General features: G+C 51.6%; 15 protein-coding genes and 1 pseudogene. 4 read left to right on the top strand and 12 right to left on the bottom strand.

The window, feature by feature from the left end; all coding sequences use genetic code 11:
• Positions 1-16: 16 nt before the first annotated feature.
• The 3 genes from ACR0AK_RS10210 to ACR0AK_RS10220 form a co-directional block, all read right to left on the bottom strand.
• Positions 17-910 carry a YegS/Rv2252/BmrU family lipid kinase gene (locus tag ACR0AK_RS10210; protein WP_480793230.1) on the bottom strand — a complete coding sequence of 298 codons (894 nt, stop codon included), beginning with the start codon at positions 908-910 and terminating at the stop codon, positions 17-19.
• A 78-nt stretch (positions 911-988) separates the two neighbouring features.
• Complete coding sequence (locus tag ACR0AK_RS10215) at positions 989-2017, bottom strand: zinc-binding dehydrogenase (protein WP_480793231.1); 1029 nt, start codon at positions 2015-2017, stop codon at positions 989-991.
• 54 nt (positions 2018-2071) lie between these two features.
• A complete protein-coding gene (locus ACR0AK_RS10220) occupies positions 2072-3025 on the bottom strand; it encodes a TauD/TfdA dioxygenase family protein (RefSeq protein ID WP_480793232.1) in 954 nt (317 codons plus the stop codon).
• Between the two features lie 38 nt (positions 3026-3063).
• Between ACR0AK_RS10220 and ACR0AK_RS10225 the strand changes: the two genes are divergently transcribed.
• Complete coding sequence (locus tag ACR0AK_RS10225; RefSeq protein WP_480793233.1) at positions 3064-3936, top strand: LysR family transcriptional regulator; 873 nt, start codon at positions 3064-3066, stop codon at positions 3934-3936.
• Between the two features lie 587 nt (positions 3937-4523).
• On the opposite strand, the pseudogene ACR0AK_RS10230 reads toward ACR0AK_RS10225, so the two are convergent.
• The 3 genes and pseudogenes from ACR0AK_RS10230 to ACR0AK_RS10240 form a co-directional block, all read right to left on the bottom strand.
• Positions 4524-5230 (bottom strand): annotated as a pseudogene (locus ACR0AK_RS10230) (IS6 family transposase).
• Between the two features lie 306 nt (positions 5231-5536).
• Positions 5537-6343: a phytanoyl-CoA dioxygenase family protein gene (locus ACR0AK_RS10235; protein ID WP_234899401.1), complete on the bottom strand. Its 807-nt coding sequence runs from the start codon at positions 6341-6343 to the stop codon at positions 5537-5539.
• Between the two features lie 4 nt (positions 6344-6347).
• Entirely contained in the window at positions 6348-7406 is a 1059-nt protein-coding gene (locus tag ACR0AK_RS10240) for an L-idonate 5-dehydrogenase (RefSeq protein ID WP_480793234.1), read from the bottom strand.
• A 69-nt stretch (positions 7407-7475) separates the two neighbouring features.
• Between ACR0AK_RS10240 and ACR0AK_RS10245 the strand changes: the two genes are divergently transcribed.
• Positions 7476-8243, top strand: a complete 768-nt coding sequence (locus ACR0AK_RS10245; protein ID WP_058277428.1) for an SDR family oxidoreductase — start codon at positions 7476-7478, stop codon at positions 8241-8243.
• Positions 8244-8290: 47 nt separating this feature from the next.
• On the opposite strand, the gene ACR0AK_RS10250 is transcribed toward ACR0AK_RS10245, so the two are convergent.
• From ACR0AK_RS10250 to ACR0AK_RS10270, 5 genes are read right to left on the bottom strand one after another with little or no spacing between them, the layout of a single operon-like run.
• On the bottom strand, positions 8291-8881 hold the full coding sequence (locus ACR0AK_RS10250) for a LysE family translocator (protein ID WP_170558336.1): 591 nt from the start codon (positions 8879-8881) through the stop codon (positions 8291-8293).
• 16 nt (positions 8882-8897) lie between these two features.
• Positions 8898-9821, bottom strand: a complete 924-nt coding sequence (locus ACR0AK_RS10255) for a 2-hydroxyacid dehydrogenase (RefSeq protein ID WP_480793235.1) — start codon at positions 9819-9821, stop codon at positions 8898-8900.
• The gene (locus ACR0AK_RS10260) at positions 9814-10662 is read right to left on the bottom strand and encodes a fumarylacetoacetate hydrolase family protein (protein ID WP_480793236.1); all 849 of its coding nucleotides are present in this window, start codon (positions 10660-10662) and stop codon (positions 9814-9816) included. Before ACR0AK_RS10260 ends, ACR0AK_RS10255 begins: the two co-directional genes overlap by 8 nt.
• A gap of 11 nt (positions 10663-10673) precedes the next feature.
• Entirely contained in the window at positions 10674-12470 is a 1797-nt protein-coding gene (locus ACR0AK_RS10265) for an IlvD/Edd family dehydratase (protein WP_480793237.1), read from the bottom strand.
• Positions 12467-13225, bottom strand: a complete 759-nt coding sequence (locus ACR0AK_RS10270; protein ID WP_480793238.1) for an SDR family oxidoreductase — start codon at positions 13223-13225, stop codon at positions 12467-12469. Before ACR0AK_RS10270 ends, ACR0AK_RS10265 begins: the two co-directional genes overlap by 4 nt.
• A gap of 190 nt (positions 13226-13415) precedes the next feature.
• Here ACR0AK_RS10270 and ACR0AK_RS10275 point away from each other — a divergent pair, with 190 nt between their 5' ends.
• The gene (locus ACR0AK_RS10275; RefSeq protein ID WP_480793239.1) at positions 13416-14300 is read left to right on the top strand and encodes an NAD(P)-dependent oxidoreductase; all 885 of its coding nucleotides are present in this window, start codon (positions 13416-13418) and stop codon (positions 14298-14300) included.
• Positions 14301-14329: 29 nt separating this feature from the next.
• Positions 14330-15265, top strand: coding sequence for a D-erythronate dehydrogenase (gene denD, locus ACR0AK_RS10280; protein ID WP_480793240.1), 936 nt, complete (start codon positions 14330-14332; stop codon positions 15263-15265).
• Here the strand turns inward: denD and ACR0AK_RS10285 are convergent.
• A complete protein-coding gene (locus tag ACR0AK_RS10285) occupies positions 15262-15912 on the bottom strand; it encodes a GntR family transcriptional regulator (RefSeq protein ID WP_480793241.1) in 651 nt (216 codons plus the stop codon). The two genes, denD and ACR0AK_RS10285, sit on opposite strands and share 4 nt — an antisense overlap.
• Between the last annotated feature and the right edge of the window lie 143 nt (positions 15913-16055).

Here is a 16055-nt window from a genome sequence, read left to right on the forward strand (position 1 = left end):
TAAGGAGAAACCCGCACTACTTACCGCTTGGGAAAACGAAGTTCAGCGCTTTTGGTTTAATTGAAACCTCAAAGCGTTTATCGATCATCGGCTCGCCGTCCAAATTCATATGAAACGGTTGGGAGGTTTCCAGAACCATAGATCTCAGACGAGAGCGCTGTACAACACCATCCTTGGGATCCGAGATATCCGGCAATCTGCCAAAGGGCAGATTTTCTGGCATTAAACGCTGTGCGGAAAGCACGCTTAAATCGAGCAACCCGTCGGACACTTCCGCTTCGGGCGCCACGTCAAAACCTCCGCCTGCATAGCGGCTGTTCGCAATCGCGATGGCGGAAATGGAAACGTCGTACGGGTCTCCACTGTCGATTGCGATTTTCGCCGGAACGGACTTCGCATCGGATAGACGAGCAAGCCCAAATAGCGTGTACGCAAGCCCACCGAGTCTTTTCTTCATTTCCTTGGGTGTCGTTGCGGTGATCATCGCTCCAAAACCGCCGCTGGCGACATTCACAAACGCTCTGCCGTTTATGTATCCGACATCGATAGGCCGCGCGTCCCCCGATGCGGCAACTCGAACAGATGTCGCCAAGTCCACCCCCTTATCACCATACGACCGGGCGAAATCGTTCGCCGTCCCCAAGGGAACAAGGCCTAGCGAGACAGGCGATTTTGTCTTCAACTTCAAAACAGCACTCGCGACCGAGTTCAAAGTGCCGTCACCACCGCCAGCGATTATCCGGGTTACCCCATCGCCTACGGCTTCTCGAAGTGTCTTCTTCAAGTCTTTTCCTGACCAAGGAATACACACCCTAATGCCAAGCTCTTTTTCTAATGGCCGGACAGCAGAACGCAGATCGGGTCTTGCTGCGGACTTCCTATTGAGAACTAGCAGGGTACGTTTGGCCATGGTTCCAGCATAAAACTCTCGCACGTTGGAGCAACTGCTTTAAAAGTTCTACGGCAGAGGCGTTTGGGCTGATCACGGCTAAAACCTTGTGATAACAGCGGTTCCTGGGGAAGTCGGTCCATTCATTGCGCGAAGTTCATTGCTAGCCTCTTCCAATCGGATTTCTCTGGCAACCATTGGCTGGATATCCACTTCGCCACGTTCGATCATTCCCAGAAGGCGGGGGTATTTCCATGAAGGCATGCCACGAGTGCCGAAAAACGAGAGTTGTTTGGAATAGATTGCCCGCATGTTCACCTGCATCTGGCCGTCGCCCGACGGCATACCAATCTGCACGTGTCGACCAAGGATAGCGAGACACTCTAAGGATGCGTTCGTCGTTGTTTCGATCCCCAGCGCTTCTATGGAAACCTGTGCTCCTCCATCCGTGATATCTCGGATCGCTGCGGCGGCGTCTTCTTTGCTTGCATTTACTGTGGCGTCCGCGCCGTTGAGCTTTGCATGCTCAAGTTTCTGATCTACAACATCCACCACAACAACTTGGCATCCGAGCATTTTTGCCAATAGAAGAACGGACAAGCCAATCCCTCCTGTTCCGTGAACAGCCACCCATTCACCAGCTGCAACATCTGCACGGTCAGTCAAAGCATGCCAAGCAGTGGTTACGCGACACCCAAGCCCTGCCGCCAAGGCAGGAGACAGCGTTTCTGGCAAGTGAACCAAGTTGTGGTCAAAAGGCACGGCAACGTACTCTGCGTAAGCACCTGGCGTTCCAAATCCAGGAACGATTTGGTTAGCACAAGTGTTTGATACGCCTGTTTGACAAGCGTTGCAGCTACCGCACCCTAAGATGAATGGAGCTATGAGGCGGTCACCAACGTTGTGCTTCGCTTGAGGCCCTGCCTCTACCACAGTTCCACAATATTCGTGCCCTAAGATGGAGCCATTTTGAACCTTGGGGTGTGCACCAGACCATCCATGGTAATCCGAGCGGCATACGCCACAGGCAGCGACCTCCAGGACCACTCCATTGCCTGGGCAAGTTGGATCCGGGACCGTCTCAATCGAAAGGTCTTCACAAAATTCTCTTACGACTGCAGCTCGCACTTAGCGCTCCTAAAGATTTGGTTTCTTTGATCGAGCAATTCGGTTTGGTCGAGACTAAACAGGTCTATCGCCTTTCACGGTCACACGTCGCCCTTTACGCTCTGCGGGCCAATAGTCCCAGATAGCACGATGCATACAGCACCGATTGTCCCAAAAGGCCATGTCGTTAAGCGACCACCTGAACCGGATTTGATAGTTGATTTGTTCCGCATGCTCGAACAGCAGGTCGAGGATCGCATCGCTTTCCTTATCCGACAAGCCCACAATTTTTGTAGTAAATGTTCGGTTCACAAACAGCGATTTCCGGCCCGTTTCCGGATGAGTTCTAACGATCGGATGAACCGCTTGGGGACAATCAATATCGCTGTCTTTTTGGCCCCGGTCGTTGTATCGGCCTTTATAGATATGCTCTGAACTATGAAGTGCAGATAACCCGTTGATCATATCTTTTATCGGTTCAGAAAGATCGTCGTAGGCCGCATACATATCACTGAACATAGTGTCCCCACCACAGGGAGGGGCGATATGGATTTGTAGCATAGTTCCAAGAGGCGGCGTCTCATCGCAAGAGACGTCGGAGTGCCAGAACTCACCGTTGGCTACTTTGGAATTCTTGGTTGCATGGATTTCGAAAATCTCCGGATAACCGTCCATCGTTGGGGCTGCAGGGTGCGCATGAAGCGGCCCAAAGCGTTTCCCAAATTCGATGTGCTGCGCAGGTGGAATTTCCTTCTGCTCTTTGAAGAACAGCACTTGGTAGGTGTGAAAGGCGTCGCAGATCTCCGCAAACTGATCGTCAGGTACAGGCCGGCTTAGATCGACTCCATAAATCTCAGCCCCAAGGTTTGGTGCGAAGGGTTTGGCAACGATGGAATCATAGGCGTTGGATTTGGGAGCAACCATAAGCACCTCTGGGTTTGGTTTCGTGGGCATGCTATGCGCAAGGTACACATCAACAAAAATGAACAAAAACGAAAAATCTTTGACTAATCGGTGAAAAGATTTCACGTATTGATCACGGTTTAGGCGGTAGTGAGATTATCGAAATGAGCATCCGGTCACTGCGAACTCTGATCGCAGTTCATCGACATGGTAGCTTCCGTGCCGCGTCAGAGGCGGAGCATCTAACTCCGTCGGCGGTCAGTCACCAGATGCGGAATCTGGAGGTCACGTTGGGGCTCGTTTTGTTTGACCGATCGGCCAAATCACCCAAACTGAACCATGCCGGGCTAACGTTCGTCGGAGAGGCCGCTGCGGTGGTGGCTGCTTATGACGGTTTGGCGGAAAGGGTGAAGTCGAACAACGATCTCTCGGGTGAAATAACTTTGGGAGCCGTTCCAACGACCCTGACTGGATTAGTGCCGATTGCGCTAGCGAGGCTAAAGTCGGTGCACCCCGATATCCATGTACGGATTGTCCCAGGTTTGACCAATCAGCTTTTGCTACAGTTGGACCGCGGGCAGATCCAAGCGGCGATCATCTCCCGACCAGATGTTCTGCCAAACACGTTGGAATTCTCTGAAATTGTAGCCGAGAAATTGGTCCTGCTTGTCTCGGAAAACACCCCAGATTTGCCTCCGAAAGAACTGCTTGGTGCGTCACCTTTTATTCGTTTTACGCGTGATGCGGTTGTAGGAAGGCAAATCGAGACTTGGCTGCAAAGAAAGGGCATTGAAGTCAAAGACGCCATGGAGCTAGAGAGCCTTGAAGCAATCTCAAGTATGGTGGCCGCTGAACTTGGCGTATCAATCATACCAGACAGCCGCTTAGCTGCATATGACCACTTGCGGCTCAAAAGGATCCCCCTTGAAACGAACGGACCTAAGCGCATTGTTGGCTTGGCAAGTATGGCGGCGTCGCCTCACACCAAAATGATCGACGCAGTTACGGCGGCGCTATTGGAAGCAGCAGATAGTTAGCGGGTTTATCTGGGAGTTGGCACTCCAAAAGGTATCCAGAAGACACTTTCGACCAATTGAACCAAGAAAACTGGAAGTCAAAATTGGGCTTGGTTCAGTCATTAGCATGCAACGTGGAGAAAAACAGCTTCGAGCCCATAACGAACACTCATCCGATGTCGTTTTGCCGTTCTGCAAAGTACCTCTGCCATTGTCCAATGCAAAATTGAGAGATGGTGAGGCAATGTATGGCCGGAAAAACAGTATTTACGCTCTTTATTTGCAGTCTATTTCGCTGAAAAATATACAGTTCTGACATGCAAAACGCCTGCATTCGAACCCATCTCACGAAAACTCCCTGTAAATTGCAGGTTCTCAGGGAAATCCAGTCCAAAGCGACCCCGCCAAATTGCGTCACTGAAACTTGGGCTTGAATTGCACTCTGAGTGTACGGTTTGCTTCGTCTCTGATTGAAAGCGCATGCGCCAACTCGCGGGAATTACGACACAATTCCGGGTCAGAAAACACAGCTGAAGCGAGACAGGTATGAGTGGCGGTGCTGTCAGACGAATTCGAACTCGTCTCTGTTGGGCCAGTGACGCTGTCCTTTATACCGCACCAAGTTCGCGCCATTCGGTAAGAGCGGCGTTGCGTGTCAGCTTGAAGATGTCTCTGCTGGCTAACGATCTTTCCTGATTGAAATGGTTGTAGACGGAGGAGTGGACGGAAGCGAATTTCTGCAAACTTCGCATACGCCTGAACCGTTGCATGGCGCGTTCTCTTCGTCGGAACGGCAGGTGCGAATTCTCAACACGGTTGTTGAGCTATCTGCCCGTCATTTGCTTTTCCAACGCACCCAAGTCTCTGTGCGCCGCCTTGTAGGATGCAAAGCGATCTGTGACTACTTCTTCAGCTTTGCCGTGCCGCTTCATCAATTTTTTGAGGAATTTCAGTGCTGCAGCTTTGTTTCGGCGCTTCGTGACAACGGCTTCCAGCACCTCGCCTTCGTGATCGACCGCACGCCAGAGATAGTGGCGTTTGCCATTCACCTTCACAAAGACCTCGTCAACGTGCCACTTCCATTTTGAAAAGGCTCGGAGTTGCTGAACACGCTTTCGTCTGATCTCGGCAGCAAACATTGGGCCAAACCTGTTCCACCAATATCGGACAGTTTCGTGACTCACGTCGATGCCTCGCTCATGCAGCAGATCTTCGACATTCCGAAGCGAGAGTGGAAACCGAATATACAGCATCACCGCCAGGCGGATGGTCTCAGGACTGGTTTTGAAGTACTTGAAGGTGCAGGTTTGGTCATTCCTAAATGCTATGCACCCGCCCTGCCCCGCTCAAGCAAAGTTAATCTGACAAGACCCCGAAAAGGTCAAAACAAAGGAAGAGGCGCTAAGCGCAACGATCGCAAAATAAAAATTAAACAGAATACTTTTTGAGTTTGTAATGACTATTTTGATTTCGAACCTGCCGTAGACTTCCTCTGCAACTTTTCGCCCAGTGGAAGAAAAGCTTAGCGACTATGTTAACTTTTATTTGTCTACTAGTTTTCGCAATTAAGGGCGGCTTCCCAGTCGACATAACAATGGGTCTGAGCTCGCGAAGGGAGTCATTACACTCCGGCGAAGAGTATTTGTTTCTTGCGATCTGCATCCCTTTGACACAAAACGAAATCGTTCTCATGCAAAAAGCCCTGAGGGGAGGACGCAACTAAAAAATGCCCAAAATCATCTCGCCCTGCGACTAGCGCAACCAAAGTTTTCACTCCGTTTTGCTGTTTCATTGAGGGCTTTATGAAACGCAACGCCACACCAATGCGTCTATCGTCCGTGTTATTGGGCCCTGATGCGTGAAAGAGATGCCCGTGATGCATGGATGCCTGCCCTGCACGCAATTCGGCAGCAACTGCATCTTTTTCGTTCACATCGACTGCGATTTCCTGCCCTCGTGACAAAAGATTGTTTTCGCTGAAGGTGTCCACGTGAGGCACGATCCGGCTTTTATGGCTGCCAGGAACAAACCTCATACACCCGCTTTGCTCAGACGCTTCTGAAATCGCAACCCAACAGGTTACCTCTTCAGCATCATCCAAACCCCAATAGGTCAAGTCTTGGTGCCACGAGACTATCTTCGATGATCGCGCTTCTTTTACGAAAAGTGCACCGCTCCAAACCATGAGGTCCGGCCCCAACACTGTTGAAGCAGCCTCAATCAGCTTCGGATGGCGAAGAAGTGCATCGAATGATGGTATCAGCCTGTCTGGATAAGAATATAGAAGCTTGAGTTTCTCTGGGTCGTCTCTGAGAATGAGCTCTGCTTTCTCAAAATCATCGCGCAGCGTTTGGACCTCGGAAGCTGTCAGGATATCCAGCGGAGCTACGAAACCGTCTCTTTCATAAGTCTTTGCAATATCACGCATTCGCCTATCCATCGTCATTTTCCGGAAACGTTAACTGCACTTTCATTGATTGGCTTCGATCAGACGCGACCTCAAAGGCAGTAACAGCCTCGCCAACTTCGAAGGAATGCGTCACCAACTGGTCGACGTTTATTAGTCCGCTTCGCATCATCTCGACCGCGACTGAGAACTCGGAATGGAAACGGAAAGACCCGCGAAGCACTATCTCTTTTGCAGTCAACGCCTGCATTGGCACAGTCATATCTCCACCCAGACCAAGCTGAACCAATGTTGCACCCGGTCGCAAGCATGCGACGCCAGAAGCCAGAGCCGATTGAGCCCCAGAACACTCCAGTTGAACATCAACCTGGCCCTTGTCGTTTTCAAACTGCTCCAGTTTTTGCGGATCGGCGTAGGTGTTGATGACATCGTCTGCCCCGCATTCACGCGCCAGAGCGAGGGTCTGGTCCGAGATATCCGTCGCCACTATTCTGGCCGCTCCAGAACGGCGTACCGCCAAGATCGTGAGGCAGCCAATCGGGCCGCATCCCGTGATAAGTACCGTTTTGCCTAAGAGGTTCCCGGTTTGTTTAATCGCGTGCAAACAGACAGCCAGAGGTTCGGCCATAGCGGCCTGCGCAGGGCTCAACCCATCTGCCGGAACACATTGACTGGCTTTCGCCACGAGTTTGCTTTGAAAAGCGCCTTGGATATGCGGGAACGGCATCGCGCTGCCATAGAACTTCATATCAAGACAGTGGTTTTGCTGCCCGTTCAGACAATAAATGCAGGCTTGGCAAGGGCGGGATGGAGAAACTGCAACCAGTTGGCCTAAGTGCAGCCCCTGCACACTTGACCCGACTTTCACGATTTCTCCGGCGACTTCATGTCCTAGCACCATCGGCTGACGCAACTTGATCGCACCGAAACCACCGTGGATATAATAATGCAGGTCAGAGCCGCAAATCCCACCCGCGCGCATGGCAATCAAGACTTCGTCTGGCCCCACGTCGTGTACGTCCCGGTTTTCCAACCTCAGATCCTTTGCGGCATGGATAACAACAGCAACATTGGCCGAAGACATTGCACAGACTCCCTATACATATTGCCAAAAGATACGGATAGTCGGTGCTGACAACCAAGGGGTTTTTGCATGATGCTTGAAATGTTCAACCTAGAGGGAAAACGCGCACTGGTAACAGGCTCTAGCCAAGGCATTGGATTTGCGTTGGCCCGTGGCTTGGCTGCCGCCGGTTCGCAAGTCGTTTTGAACGGGCGCGACACCGCGAAACTAGCGGCAGCAGCATCCGAGTTGAGCGAAACAGGCGCCTCGGTACGTGAACTTTCGTTCGATGCAACCGATCATGAAGGTGTCCGATCTGCCGTGGACAACTTTGAAGACAATGTCGGCCCCATAGACATCCTGATAAACAACGCCGGAATGCAATACAGGACGGAGCTACAGGATTTCCCCGCTGATGCCTTCGAGCACCTACTACAGACAAATGTAGCGTCCGTCTTTCATGTCGGTCAGGCTGTGGCACGGCACATGATTGAAAGAAAGTCAGGCAAGATCATTAACATTGCGTCGGTTCAATCCGCATTGGCAAGACCGGGTATTGCGCCTTACACGGCGACAAAAGGTGCCGTGACCAACCTTACAAAGGGAATGGCGACTGATTGGGCTAAGTATGGCCTAAACTGCAATGCCATTGCGCCTGGATATTTCGATACACCTTTGAACGCCGCATTGGTTGCTGACCCTGAGTTTAGTGCATGGCTCGAGAAACGCACCCCGGCCGGTCGCTGGGGCAATGTGGAAGAACTTGTCGGCGCCGCCATATTCCTTGCCTCCCCTGCATCCAGTTTCGTCAATGGACATACTCTCTACGTTGATGGCGGAATAACGGCGTCACTTTGATTTGTGTCTTTCAACCGTCTGCTAGGTACGACTGACGCAGGCTTTGTTTAAAGCGCCGACGCCAAAGCAGTCACCACAACAACCATCAATGAAGCCGCCATCGCAAAGTTGATCCTTTGATGTGATCTCTCACTTAAATCAAGGCTGCCTAGCTTTGCGCCAGCACCCAGCCAGATCATGTGCACTGGCACCCAAACCATATTGAATATTACGATTTTTATGACGACCTCCCAAACGGGCGCATCGGGCAAAAAGGCAAATCCTGAAAACAATGCAGTGCCAACCACGTAAGCCTTGGGATTAATGAACTGAAGTGTCAGCCCGTTCGCAAAACCAAGTGGCGAGACCGCGGGGGAAAACCCGACCTTTGAGCCAGCTCTTGCAATACGCCAGGCAAGAAATCCCAAATACCCAACAGAGGCAAATAGCAGCAAAGTTCTAAGTACCGGTATAGCCAAAGCTACTGCAGCGACTCCAGAGACAACAAACATCATGTTGATGAACCCGCCCAGCATCAAACCGGCCACAAAAGCGAGCCCAGCTCGAAAACCAAATGCTGATCCAATACCCGCAGTTGTCAAAACACCTGGGCCGGGCGTAATCAGCAGAAAGAAAACCGCAACGGCAAACTCAAACACTATTCAGATTGGCCTTCTACAGATCTCTGCATTCCGGCACAGCTGTGATCACCGATCCGTCCTTAAGGTGTTGCAGGAGATTGTCGACAGTTAGGTCACCCATCGCTGCACGTGTCTCAATAGTCGCGCTACCAGCGTGAGGGAGCAGAACGACATTGGACAACTCGCGCAATGCTTTTGGAACGCGCGGTTCGTCTTCAAAAACATCAAGCCCTGCCCACCCGAGCTCACCGTTTTGCAATGCATTGATTAGGGCAGTTTCGTCGACAACCGAACCTCGACTAACGTTTATAAGAGTGCCCCCTGCCCCCAACGCGCGCAACACCTCAGCGTTGACCAGCCTATTGGTCGACGGGCCGCCGGGCGTGATGCATATGAGGACATCCACATGTTCTGCCATTTCAACCAAACTGTCGAAATATCGGTACGGGACATCCTTTTGATTGCGGGTATTATAAGAGATTTCGGGGGCCCACGGCTCCAACTTATCAACGATCGCCTGACCAATGCGACCAAGACCAAGAATGCCTATTCTTTGATTGTCCGCTGATCGTGTCAAAGGGGCATTACCTTCAACTTCCCACCGTCCGGACCGAACGTAATCGTCGTCACGTATGAGCTCTCGATAACATGACAGCAACAGCAGAACGGCGGTGGTTGCGACTTCTTTGTTCAAAACATTCGGTGTGTGCGTCACGACAATCCCGCGCTCAGCCGCGGCATTTGCGTCGACGGCGTCGTAACCGACTCCATAGACGCTGATCATCTTCAAACTGCTGAGTGATGTCATCAGGTCATGCGGAACGCCATCATGCCCATTTGTAACGATATGTGTTATACTATCCGCGCTGAAATCGTCCAATTGATGAATATTGAACACTGTGGCCAGGCGTTCTCGCATCCGTTCAGTGATCCCTCCGATTTGCAATAAGTCAGTCATCTTGGCCGACCTCTTGCCGCTGAACGCCAAGCCCATCGATACGAAGCTCCATGACGTCGCCTTTTTTCAGGTAAACTGGTTCCGGTTTGATCCCCATTCCAACACCGGGCGGTGTTCCAGTTGAAATGACGTCACCGGGATGCAGTGTGAAAAGTTGGCTTAGATGTTCAATGATCTCGGCAACGGAAAAGATCATCGTAGCAGTATTCCCGGTTTGCATGCGCTGACCGTTTACATCCAGTGACATACCAAGACTTTGAGGATCCGGCACCTCATCCCGGGTCACTAGCCAAGGGCCAGTAGGGCCAAATGTGTCGCAAGACTTGCCTTTGGTCCATTGACCGGTCAGTTGAGTTTGAAAATGCCTTTCCGACACGTCGTTTACGATGCAATAGCCGGCAACGTATTCGAGCGCGTCGTCCTTGGAAACGTATTTGACTGTTTTGCCTATGACGACGCCCAGTTCGCATTCCCAGTCGGTGTGTGTAGATCCCCGCGGCATGACAACTTCGTCATATGCCCCAATGACCGCTGAGTTAGCCTTGAAAAAAAGTATCGGATGCTCGGGAATATCTGCGCCGGTTTCTGCTGCATGGTCCGAGTAGTTCAAACCGATGCAAAGAAATTTACCGATGTCACCGACACACGGTGCGATACGAGGGTCACCCTCTACAATTGGCAGGTTGTTCGGATCCAATGAGCGCAGGTTATCAAGCGTTCCGTCATCCAACATATCACCCGTAATATCAATGATATGAGCGGACAGATCCCGCAATTGGCCCTCAGCGTCGACCAACGCAGGCTTTTCCGAGCCCTCTACTCCGTAACGAACAAGTTTCATTTCTATTCCTTTTAGTGATTGTCGCGCGGCATGAATCCTCGCGCGATATCGTGGTAGTTTTCTGCCCCCTTGAGCGTCATACCGCGATCCAACCGATCTACTTTTTCGCGGAAAATTTCCTGCCACGGGGATTGGTTGGGCGGCATTGAATACCCACCCTTTGCCTCCAGATCGCGGGCGCGTTCATGCAGTTCTTCGAGCGAAACCAGCATATCTGCTGTACCTTTGCCAAGATCGATGCGCAGTCGGTCACCATTTCGCACTAAGGCCAACCCACCACCCTCTGCAGCTTCGGGTGAAGCATTCAGGATAGACGGGCTTCCTGATGTTCCGGATTGCCGTCCATCACCGATGCAAGGAAGGGCTTCGATGCCTTGTTTCAACAAATATGCGGGCGGACGCATGTTCACGACCTCTGCGGCACCTGGGTAACCTTTTGGTCCTGCTCCGCGCATAATCAGAATACAGTTTGCGTCGATGTATTCTTCGGGATCATCGATCCGATGGTGAAAATCCTCAGGCCCATCAAACACAACCGCCCTGCCCTCAAATGCATTAGGATCATCCGGGTTCGACAGGTAGGTCTCTCGAAATGACTGTGAGATCACAGATGTCTTCATAATCGCACTCTCGAACAGGTTACCCGAGAGATTGATGAACCCCGCCTGTTGCTTAACCGGGCTATCAACTGTCTTGATTACTTTGCTTTTCTGAGACCGGCGCGCCGAGCAATTTTTGCCCATCGTCTTGCCGTTCACCGTTATCGCATCGGGATGCGGCAGCAATCCAGCGTCAAGAAGCTCTCCCACAACGGCGGGAACACCCCCGGCCTGTTGGTAGTCTTCGCCTAGATATTTACCCGCAGGCTGCATGTTGACCAACAGAGGAACGTCGTGGCCATGTTTCTGCCAGTCATCGTTGGTCAACGGAACACCAAGATGCCGAGCGATCGCATTCAGGTGGATCGGCGCGTTCGTCGAACCGCCAATTGCCGAGTTTATGACAATCGCATTCTCAAAAGCCTGCCGTGTCATGATATCGCTTGGTCGTAAATCTTCCCAAACCATATCCACAATGCGTTTACCGGTTTCATAGCTAATTTGACCGCGCTCTCTGTACGGAGCTGGTATGGCTGCTGATCCAGGCAATTGCATACCCAAGGCTTCAGCAAGCGAATTCATGGTCGTCGCTGTTCCCATCGTATTGCAATAACCCACCGAAGGTGCTGCTGCGGCTGCGATTTCCATGAACTCATCTGTGTCGATTTCATCAGCCGCAAGGTCTTCGCGCGCTTTCCAAATAACCGTGCCCGATCCGGCGCGTTCACCTTTCCACCAACCGTTCAGCATGGGACCGACCGACAGGGCAATCGCTGGGATGTTGACGGTCGCAGCGGCCATAAGAAGCGCGGGCGTGGTCTTGTCGCAACCAATGTTCAGAACAACGCCATCAATTGGATACCCGAATAGACTCTCAACCAAGGACAGATAAGCCAGGTTGCGGTCGAGTGAGGCCGTTGGCCGTTTACCTGTCTCTTGTATCGGGTGGACCGGTATTTCGATGCACGTTCCGCCGGCGGCGATGATTCCATCGCGAACACGTTTGGACAATTCGATATGATGCCGATTACAGGGGCTCAAATCACTGCCGGTCTGAGCAATGCCGATGATCGGTTTGCCTGATTGCAGTTCCTCACGGGTCAAACCGTAATTCAGGTATCTTTCCAGATACAATGCAGTCATCTCAAGGTTCTCAGAATTCATGAACCACTTGCGAGATCGCAAATCGTTTTTTGATACTTTTGTCATTGGCCTGACCAACCCCCGTCAATTATGTGCGTGTGTCCTGTGGTGAATGCACTTTCATCGCTCGCCAGATAGACGACCAATGCAGCAATCTCTTCTGCTTTCGCTACACGCCCCATAGGCTGACGCGCCACAAATTGTGCAAGGGCCTCTTCTCTGCTGCCCAGTTGTTCGCCCAACGCATCTACGCGGTCACGCCAACTGGGACTATCGACTGTTCCCGGACAAATGCAATTGCACCGGATTCCTTTTGTTATGAAGTCCACGGCTACCGATTTCGTCAGCCCGACAACAGCGGCTTTTGTCGTTCCATATACAAAACGATTTGGCGCACCGATTATGGAACCCAGCGCGGAAGACATATTGATTATCGAGCCTCCTCCGCGCTCTAGCATTCCCGGCAATACAGCCTTTGTCGTGCGCACCATTGAGCGCACATTAAGGTCTATTGCGAAATCCCACTCTTCATCGGTTGCATCCAGAATAGTTCCGTGATGCACGAACCCTGCGCAGTTGAACAAAACGTCCGGCTTCGCTCGCGCGACCCCATGATGAATGCTGTCATTATTCGTCACATCCATCTCGAATATTTCGAGATTTTCGAGATTCTGACCGCGAATCAAATTTAGTTTTTCAGGGTTAATATCCGTCGCATAGACTTTCGCACCCTCTCTTGCCATTGCAATTGCGCTTGCAAGTCCGATCCCCTGTGCGGCGGCTGTGACCAGGACGCTTTTTCCCTTAAGTCTTTCTGACATATAAATTTTCCGACCTCAAAAGTGGCGACTGGACAAGTGTTACTTCGTCCCACAGATCAACCGGGAAGCAAAGAAACCTTGGCGGATTTGCAACGGCTTCTGGCATGCGGGCACAGAGCCGTTAGCGTATGACAGAGATTTTGGTTTGGCCATAACCATGCGTGGCACAGCTTCGGAAGGACAGTAGATGATGAGCAAGCAGTTCAAAGTGGCTCTGTTGGGAACCGGCCTGATGGGAGCTCCTATGGCGCGGAATATTTTGTGCGCCGAGTTTCCGCTCACTGTATGGAACCGCAGCTTGAAAAAGGCCAAACCGTTGACAGCAGAAGGCGCGACATTGGTGGAAACTGCCCCGCTGGCGGTTTCGGGTGCAGACGTAATAATAACCATGCTCTCGGATGGATACGCGACCGGCGCGCTACTTGCTGACGAGGCTTTCCGCGAGCAACTCAAACCGGGGATGATCTGGATTGATATGTCGAGCGCCAAACCCGAACACGCAAGAGAGCAATCTGCGCAGCTTTCCTCGATGGGGGTGCTGCATCTGGACGCCCCGGTTTCCGGTGGCACCAAAGGTGCCGAAGCTGGCACCCTTGCGATCATGGTCGGTGGCGATCAGGATGTTATGGAGCGCGTGCGACCGGTTCTGACAGCAATGGGCCGGCCTGTACATGTTGGCCCAAGTGGTTCTGGTCAATTGTGCAAATTGGCCAATCAAACAATTGTCGCTGTAACAATATCGGCTGTCGCCGAAGCGACTCTACTGGCTCAGCAAGGCGGTGCAGACCCCACCGCGTTGAGGGCCGCACTGAAGGGGGGCTTTGCGGACAGTATTATCTTACAACAACATGGCGAACGCATGTCTGATGGAAATTTTGTACCAGGAGGTTTGTCTAAGTTTCAAATAAAGGATTTGGACAACACGCTAGAAGAAGCGCGCAGCCTTGGCGTTGAGCTACCCAGCACCCAATCCGTGCGCAACCGTTTCGAATATTTGATAAACGAAATGGATGGGGCCGAACTGGATCATTCGGCTTTGTATCTGGAACTCAAAAAACGGAATGGAATGTTGTGACGCGGGTACTTATTATAGGCGGTGGAGGAATGCTGGGCCAGAAACTGGCTCAACGCGTTTCGACCCAAGAAATTTTTGGAGCAGATGCCCAAATCTCACTGTTCGATCTCTCATTCCCGCTCGACAGTGCGCCAGGTAAGCAAATTGTGGGAAACTTGACCACGTCAGGCATCGCCAAGTCGGTTGCAGCTCAGCGCCCGGACGTCATATTTCACCTTGCAGCTATCGTTTCAGGCCAAGCTGAAACTGACTTTGCGTTGGGTTGGGATGTCAATCTTATGGCGACCTGGACACTGCTGAACACACTCAAGGATGAACACGAGGCGTCAGGAGGCGAGTACACGCCTCGTCTGGTTTTTGCCTCGTCCATAGCAGTTTTCGGGGCACCGTTCCCCGAAAAGATAAGCGATGAGTTTCTATCGGCTCCTTTGACCAGTTACGGAGCGCAGAAAGCGGCGTCTGAATTGATGATCACGGATTTCAGCAGGAAGGGATATATCGACGGTGTTTCCTTACGCTTGCCCACTTTGTGTGTGCGCCCTGGCAAAGCCAACGCTGCCGCTTCGTCCTTCTTTTCAGGTATTATCCGAGAGCCATTGAATGGGGCTGAGGCTGTCTTGCCTGTTGCCGAAACTGTTCGCCACTGGCACGCCAGCCCCCGCGCCGCTGCGACTTTTTTGACCCACGCAGCAACAATCGACACGCGGCTTTTGAATGACCGACGCGCGTTGAACATGCCGGGCGTAAGCTGCACCGTCGCAGAACAAATCGAAGCGCTGCGCGCCGCGGCCGGCCAAGATGCAGTTGGCCTCATCAGACGAGAACCCGACGAGGCAATCGAACGAATAGTCAAGAATTGGCCGCGCGACTTTCAAACAGATCGCACTCTGGAGTTGGGGTTCGAGGCGGAATCAAGCTTCGACGAAATCATTCAGGTGTATTTGGAAGACGATTTTCGGCGCTAGTCGCCCATCGTCTTTCCAGTTAGGTGGCGTTTCAGATGATCGTGAATTTTCTCTCGTGTTAACTGTTCATCCCCTGACAATGCTGCCTCCAGTATATTGGCATGGTGTCTTATGTTCTGAGAAATGAACTCAAAGTTCCGGTCTGCCACCATCAACTGCTGTCTGAATTGCGCGTAAACTCGGCCATGCATTTGTTTTAAGGTTTCCGAGCCACATGCAGAAATAAGCGTTTGGTGAAACTCCTTCTCCGAGGCAAACCATATCTCGATAAGGCCGCTCGGGTCGTCTGTGGCATGTATGCGTTTTTCTATGTGGCTAAGTTTGTGATGCGCGGCCGTCAGTCTTGCTTCCCAATCCACCCCGCCACTACGGATTGACATTGCTGTACCTTCGGCCTCTAACAAAACACGGACATGTGTCAATTCGATAAGCTTCTGCGGCGAACGCATTGGCACGCGGAAACCTTTTTGTTCCTGAAAGTCCACCAATCCAACAGCGGACAATCGAAAAAGGACTTCACGAACTGCGCTCGCAGAACAGCCATACTCTTTACGTAGTTCTTCGGCCCTTACCTTGGCTCCATGCTCGAATCCGTTCGAGACTAGGCGCATTTTAAGATCTTGATAAATATCGATTTCTTCTTTCATCCCTGTGTGCGCCTTCAATTTTTGCCCAAGTAGCGTCGTAAGCAAATTTTCGAGTTTATGCAATAATCTCGAAATTTTTAGAAATTTCAAATTTTTCTTGTTGCATTCGATTCGTCGGCTTAACGTTTATCTGCGTGACAGCA

It is taken from the genome of Ruegeria sp. BI12 (assembly GCF_056537985.1).

Excerpts from the sequence above, each read along its gene's own strand:
- ACR0AK_RS10225 (WP_480793233.1), top strand. The coding sequence starts at position 3,064 with ATGAGCATCCGGTCACTGCGAACTCTGATCGCAGTTCATCGACATGGT.
- ACR0AK_RS10270 (WP_480793238.1), bottom strand. The coding sequence starts at position 13,225 with ATGTCAGAAAGACTTAAGGGAAAAAGCGTCCTGGTCACAGCCGCCGCA.
- ACR0AK_RS10265 (WP_480793237.1), bottom strand. The coding sequence starts at position 12,470 with ATGACAAAAGTATCAAAAAACGATTTGCGATCTCGCAAGTGGTTCATG.
- ACR0AK_RS10275 (WP_480793239.1), top strand. The coding sequence starts at position 13,416 with ATGAGCAAGCAGTTCAAAGTGGCTCTGTTGGGAACCGGCCTGATGGGA.
- ACR0AK_RS10260 (WP_480793236.1), bottom strand. The coding sequence starts at position 10,662 with ATGAAACTTGTTCGTTACGGAGTAGAGGGCTCGGAAAAGCCTGCGTTG.
- ACR0AK_RS10255 (WP_480793235.1), bottom strand. The coding sequence starts at position 9,821 with ATGACTGACTTATTGCAAATCGGAGGGATCACTGAACGGATGCGAGAA.
- ACR0AK_RS10210 (WP_480793230.1), bottom strand. The coding sequence starts at position 910 with ATGGCCAAACGTACCCTGCTAGTTCTCAATAGGAAGTCCGCAGCAAGA.
- ACR0AK_RS10285 (WP_480793241.1), bottom strand. The coding sequence starts at position 15,912 with ATGAAAGAAGAAATCGATATTTATCAAGATCTTAAAATGCGCCTAGTC.
- ACR0AK_RS10235 (WP_234899401.1), bottom strand. The coding sequence starts at position 6,343 with ATGCGTGATATTGCAAAGACTTATGAAAGAGACGGTTTCGTAGCTCCG.
- denD (WP_480793240.1), top strand. The coding sequence starts at position 14,330 with ATGCTGGGCCAGAAACTGGCTCAACGCGTTTCGACCCAAGAAATTTTT.
- ACR0AK_RS10240 (WP_480793234.1), bottom strand. The coding sequence starts at position 7,406 with ATGTCTTCGGCCAATGTTGCTGTTGTTATCCATGCCGCAAAGGATCTG.
- ACR0AK_RS10245 (WP_058277428.1), top strand. The coding sequence starts at position 7,476 with ATGATGCTTGAAATGTTCAACCTAGAGGGAAAACGCGCACTGGTAACA.